General features: G+C 63.2%; 2 pseudogenes. Both read right to left on the bottom strand.

The features are described 5' to 3' along the window. Positions 1 to 800, bottom strand: a pseudogene (locus NW838_RS00260) (hypothetical protein); the annotation flags it as partial. Next, positions 797 to 1,571: pseudogene (locus tag NW838_RS00255) on the bottom strand (helicase); the annotation flags it as partial. The pseudogenes NW838_RS00255 and NW838_RS00260, both read right to left, overlap by 4 nt.

The raw sequence follows: 1,571 nt of genomic DNA, 5'->3' as shown, positions 1-1,571 counted from the left end.
CTCAGCCTCTGGTTCTTGGGATGGGCCAGGAACCCATTTGCCAGCAACCTGATGCACTCCTCAACCCCCTCCCGCAGCCGTTCCCGTACCCGGCCACCCTGCTCCAGGGCCTGTTGGTAGTACTTTTCCAGCAGACAATCCCCTGCTAGCTCTGCCGTTTGGGGCAAGCGGCTGCGGTGCAGCAGCCGAAAGAGGATGGCAAAGTCGTTAAACCGCTGCTCCTCTAGGATCTGCTTCAGGTCAAACTCCACATAGGCCTGCCGACGCACATAGGTGGAGTCCCGCAGGAGGCGCAGGGTCAATCCGTTGGTAACAATGCCCCAGAGGTGCTCGCTGCGGTTGAGATACTCCTGCAGCAGCGAGTGGGGTGCCAGGCGAGGCCGGCCAGAAGCCGGCACGCGGCCCAGCTCCTGGCGCGCGCCGACGATGTGCACCGGTGGCGCGTCTTCCGCCTCGCCCATGCGATGCGAGATGGGGAAGTTCATTCCGTCCACCTCGCAGGCGCGCGGTTGATAGCGCACCTCGATCCCCAGCAAACTGAAGAAGGGGATCGCCCAGGCATCGCGGGTGATGCTGGTGGCGAGATCGCTTTCGGGCAGGCGCTGCAGGCGGCTCTGGAAGGCCTCCCAGTACTTTCGACAATCGGCAAAGACCGCGGCAATCTCTTCGACTGGGCCGCGCTTGCTGTTAAAGCCGAAGTCTTCTGGCTTCTGTCCTGGCAGATCCCCTGCCAGCAGCTTTTCGAGAATATCGGGCCCCAACAGGCCTCCTTCGATGCGTACCCCAGAAAACTCGCTCATCGGCAAACCACCGGTTGGAGAACAAGGAGTCCTAAAAGATCGGGGGGAAGCTGCGGCTTCACCTTCAGCCCCCGCCCCTGTAGGGACACGGCTTGGCGGATGCGCCTATGGGCAGCCTCCAGCTCAGCAGCACGCTGCAAAATCCGCTCCCGCGCCGCCTGCTGCAGCCGGTGATCCCTTCCCCAGTTTTCCTCTGTCTCCTGCCACGGGCCGAGACAGGCCAGGAGATGCTGAACCAGCTCCCGCTTTTCCGCTAGCGGTAGGTTCTCATCCGGCTTGGCCGTGGCCAGCAGTTGGAGAACTGCGCCCGTCTCCAGCCAGCGGGCCTCGCCGCTCTCCAGGCCAACACCGCCTAGCACCAGCACCTCTTCCGCCAAGAGAGGCTGCCTCTGGGGTTGCTCCACCAGGTAGCGCACCCGCAGCAGCAGTAGAGTTGTAAGATCAACTACCGCTCGGGTGCGTAGAGCGCCGCAGCGGGAGACGACAGCATCCCCTTTCTCTGGGTTGTCGAGGGCTTCCTCCAGCAAAAACTGGGCCAGGGCAACCACGACGCGGTGGTTGCGGCCAATGTATTCGGCACCTTCGGGCGTGGGAGAGTCGAAGCTGATTAGCCAACGCCCGCCTTTGGGAGAGGTCAGGGCCAGGCTAATGGCTTCCGGCAAGGTGGCAGTGGCTTCGGAGCCGACGCTAACCTGGTAGACCCCCGACCGCTTCCCTGGGGTTATGGCTAGGTTGAGGCGCTGGGCGGCAGCCAGGAAGAATTCGCGCACA

This window comes from Synechococcus sp. R55.2 (assembly GCF_047462075.1).
Classification (GTDB): Bacteria; Cyanobacteriota; Cyanobacteriia; order Thermostichales; family Thermostichaceae; genus Thermostichus.
Note: the sequence above shows the minus strand (reverse complement) of the source record. Positions and strands in the feature narration are given on the sequence as shown.